The sequence below is a fragment of the Silvanigrella sp. genome (assembly GCF_044369315.1).
Classification (GTDB): Bacteria; Bdellovibrionota_B; Oligoflexia; order Silvanigrellales; family Silvanigrellaceae; genus Silvanigrella.
The window spans coordinates 1-3,939 of record NZ_JBIPMD010000278.1 but is presented as its reverse complement, the minus strand read 5'-3'; the positions used below and the strand labels follow the sequence as shown (position 1 = coordinate 3,939).

Here is a 3,939-nt window from a genome sequence, read left to right as displayed (position 1 = left end):
AACCTGACATAAATATAAATGGAGGAAAACACTTTTGAGTTTTTCTAAGTTCTGCTAAAAACCATTGACCATCTTTATTAGGCATTCTTATATCAGAAAGAATGAGATCAAATCTTGATTTATTTGCTTGTTCTAAACCCTCAAGTCCGTTTTTTGCTGTCACGGCTTCAAAACCATGAAATTTGATTTCATCCACTACCGCTTGGAGAAATGCATCTTGATCATCAACTACAAGCACAAGAAGCTTATTTTGCGTGTTATTCATAATAGACCTCAATTTTAAATTAACAATCTTACATTTAAGAATACATTTTTAAATAATGAGTTTCTATAACCATCATGAATTGGTTTAAAATTAAATTCCGATTTTTCTCAACGTAACAAAAAATAAATGACACTATGAAAAGTTTTATAGAAGAATATTAAAAGCGAAATGAAATAAATGTAAATTTTTTAATGACCTTACCGATAGGAAGAGAAATATTTATTTTATTGAAAAGGGCTGGAAAATGATGTTAAAACGACTATTTGTTAAGATTTCCATTGCAGTTTCAATATTACTCATGGTTTTTACGAAACACGCTTTCGCTGAAGAGCTTTCTCTTGTTAAGCAAGGCATTCTGACGATATCTCATGATGATTCTTTTGCTCCATTCGGATTCGCAGAAAAAAATGCCCAAGGAAAATATCTTGCTTCTCAAGGATTTGAAATTGATTTATTAAACAATGTTGCACAAAAAATGGGGCTTAAAGCAGAATTTATTCCAAATGCTTGGGCTAAAGTTCTTGTTTCTGTAAAAGTAAACACTGCAGATGCAATTGCCACTATAGGTATAAATGAAGAAAGAAAAAAGAGTTATGACTATTCAGAGCCTTATGCAAATTATGCTGCCATTCTTTTTGTTCCAAAAGAAAAAACCATTTCTAATTTAAAAGAATTGAATGGAAAAAAGATGGGTATTCAAAAAAATCATTTTTCTGTTCCCTGGATCCGGGATCATTATCCAAAAATTGAAATGGTTACTTTTGAAAATGCAAAAGATTGTTTTTTAGCAGCATTAAGTGGCAAAGTAGAAGGTGCTGTGGCAGATAAACTAGTTGGCCTTTATACTATAAAACAAAATTCGGAGTTAGGCGATAAATTAAAACTAGTTGGCGATGAATTTGCAAGCACACCTGTAGCTTTAGCATTTGCAAAGGGACAAAAGAAACAACTTCGCAAAAAATTTAATGATGCATTGATTATTTTTCAAAAATCAAATGACTACAACGAAATATTTAATAAATGGTTTGGTATTAAAACTAAATAAATTTTAAAATGACTAAAATCAATTCATCTCCAAACACACTAGCTAAATTAATCTATTTAATTATTTTAATATTTTGTTTTTCAATTTGTCTTTTGAGTTTTTTTATTTATAATACTTCCTCCAAATTAGTGACACTACGCGCTGAAAAAGAAACATTAAATTTATCTCATCAAGTAGCTGAGCAGCTCAATGATTTTATTATTCGAGATATTAGTATTTTAAAAAGTATTTCTCAAATGATGCAAACGGCTACAAATATTAATGATGCTATCGTAGAACAATTAAAAGTTTTAAATCAATTTGAACATATTTTTATTGTAAATGACAATGGTCAAATAGCTAATATAGGCCCTTATAAGTTTAATAAAATAGGCTTAAATATAAAAAATACATCCTATATAAAATATGTTATGAAAGAAAAAAAGCCTTTTGTATCAACTCCGCAAGAAGGATTTTGGGGATACAAAGCCATTGTGATTGCCATTCCTATTTTTCTAGATGTTGGCTCCGGTAAATGGGAATTTTCAGGTGTGATCTGTGGTACTTTAAAACTTGAAAATATGTTTAAACCCCTCAATGAGTTTAAAGCAGAAAAATATGGCTTTGCTTTAATTATTGATGCCGCTGGAAATATTCTCAATAATACGGAAAAAAAGAATCTCACTGTTTATAATTTTAGAGATTTAGATAACAATAGTACAAATATAAAAAATACGGAAAAATTTATTACAAATAATAAAAGTGGCATAAGCCGTTTTTATATTAAAAATGTAGAATATATTGTCGGATTTAAAAAAATGGAAATTCAAAATTGGAACGTGTTAGTTTCACTTCCTGTGAATGAAGTATTAATTGATGTTTACCAATTAAGAACGAATACAATTATTTTAACATCTATTTTTCTAATAATATCAATTATATTTACCGTTATTATTCAAAATCGAGCTCAAAAACTACATCTTTTAGTTAGTCAAGCTCTTATTTCGCTTCGTAATTTACAAACAAAATTAGTCAGCACATCTAAAATGTCTGCTCTTGGCGAAATGGCTGGTGGTGTTGCTCACGAAATTAATACACCTTTAGGAGTCATAACGTTACGCGCTTCACAAATAAAAAGAGTTCTAGAAAAAGAGCCTATCAATATTGAAATTATAAAAAATTATATTGATATCATAGAAAAAGTTGCGCAACAAATTGCAAAAATTGTATTAGGATTGAGATCCTTTTCTCGCTCAGGCGATCAAGATAAATTTGTTTAAACTTCTTTACGCTCGATTTTTGATAATACTTTTATTCTTTGCTCTGAAATATTAATACAACGAGAAGTAAAATTAATAGATGAATTAATCGATAATAATTTATCTATTCTTTGCCGTTCTGTCCAAATTTCTCAAGTACTTTTAAACTTAATTAATAATGCATGTGATGCTATCATGAATCAAAATGAAAAATGGATAAAGATATTTGTCGATCAAACGGATTCTGTAATTAAAATCAATGTTATGAATAGTGGCGAAAAAATTTCAAAAGATATTCAAGATAAAATAATGCAGCCCTTTTTTACCACAAAAGACATAGGCCAAGGAACGGGTTTAGGACTAAGTATATCGAAAGGGATCATAGAATCACATGGAGGAAAATTATACTTGGACACCTTTTCTGAGCACACTGTATTTATTATAGAAATTCCTAAAAAATAAGAAACTTGTTCATTTCAATTATACAGTAACAAGCTAAAATCAAATTCACTTCTGCAAATAAGAATTCAATCGAAAGAAAAACGAATATGATTTTTTTACCAAGTCGGAAATTTTTTTTTGACTCTTTTTATGAGATAATTTTACTATAATATTTATATCATCTAACTTCACAATTCTAGCTTGAGGGATTCCATGCCAGCTCATCATTGCCAAGATATCATGCGCATTTTATCCGAATACTCTCTAAAGTCTGAATTTAAGCAAGAGAGGCAAATTGCCAGAGAACTTTTTTCTATTTCAACTGGCAAAGTAAATGACGATGATCCTTTTTTTGAACAAAGAATGTTTTCTTTCCAAGAGTTTTTTATATTTGAATATCGGCTATCAGAAGGCTTTTCAGGTTCAACTGTTTTTGAAACTTTTTTATATAATGGACAATCCTGTTTTTCTCTTAAAGAAATAGCAAAATATGAGCAATTTAGAAACTTCAGGCACTCTCTTTTTCAAGTTGAATATCACAAAGATGATTGTTTAATTGTAAAAGATTTGATCTCAGAAAGAGTGGATACCGTCTTCCCGTTACCGGAATATTCATTTGCTGGATTTGATTTAAAACAAATATTTGATGGGCGTTTGATAAATTATGAAGGAAAAAATTATTTTACTAAAACATTTATATTACATTCTAAATTAGTTAGGCATATCATTGAAAAATGTGTTGATGAGTTTTTAAAAGGAAGTATATACTGTCAAGCACAAAAAATGATTGATTGGAGAGAAGAGCTTGGCAGACGTAATAATTTATTATCATCAGTAACAAACCAAAAATTACAAATTCAAAATGCAGGAAGAAAAAAATCGATAGATTTACTTAACGTAACAAAAAAACTTGCTGAAATGCCAAGAATTATTAGTTCTAGAAACTTAAT

5 protein-coding genes are annotated in these 3,939 nt (G+C 29.0%); 4 read left to right on the top strand and 1 reads right to left on the bottom strand.

What is annotated here, in order from left to right; all coding sequences use genetic code 11:
- Nucleotides 1–265, bottom strand: a 265-nt coding sequence (locus ACIQ56_RS15390; protein ID WP_397601930.1) for a two-component system response regulator, incomplete at its 3' end; no start/stop codon positions are given.
- Between the two features lie 244 nt (nt 266–509).
- Here ACIQ56_RS15390 and ACIQ56_RS15385 point away from each other — a divergent pair.
- From ACIQ56_RS15385 to ACIQ56_RS15370, 4 genes are all read left to right on the top strand, one after another.
- Nucleotides 510–1,310, top strand: coding sequence for a substrate-binding periplasmic protein (locus ACIQ56_RS15385; protein WP_397601929.1), 801 nt, complete (start codon nt 510–512; stop codon nt 1,308–1,310).
- A gap of 128 nt (nt 1,311–1,438) precedes the next feature.
- The gene (locus ACIQ56_RS15380) at nt 1,439–2,569 is read left to right on the top strand and encodes a histidine kinase dimerization/phospho-acceptor domain-containing protein (RefSeq protein WP_397601928.1); all 1,131 of its coding nucleotides are present in this window, start codon (nt 1,439–1,441) and stop codon (nt 2,567–2,569) included.
- Nucleotides 2,570–2,584: 15 nt separating this feature from the next.
- Nucleotides 2,585–3,010, top strand: a complete 426-nt coding sequence (locus tag ACIQ56_RS15375) for a sensor histidine kinase (protein WP_397601931.1) — start codon at nt 2,585–2,587, stop codon at nt 3,008–3,010.
- A 192-nt stretch (nt 3,011–3,202) separates the two neighbouring features.
- A partial coding sequence (locus ACIQ56_RS15370; RefSeq protein WP_397601927.1) for a hypothetical protein occupies nt 3,203–3,939 on the top strand: 737 nt, incomplete at its 3' end.

Excerpts from the sequence above, each read along its gene's own strand:
- ACIQ56_RS15385 (WP_397601929.1), top strand. The coding sequence starts at position 510 with ATGATGTTAAAACGACTATTTGTTAAGATTTCCATTGCAGTTTCAATA.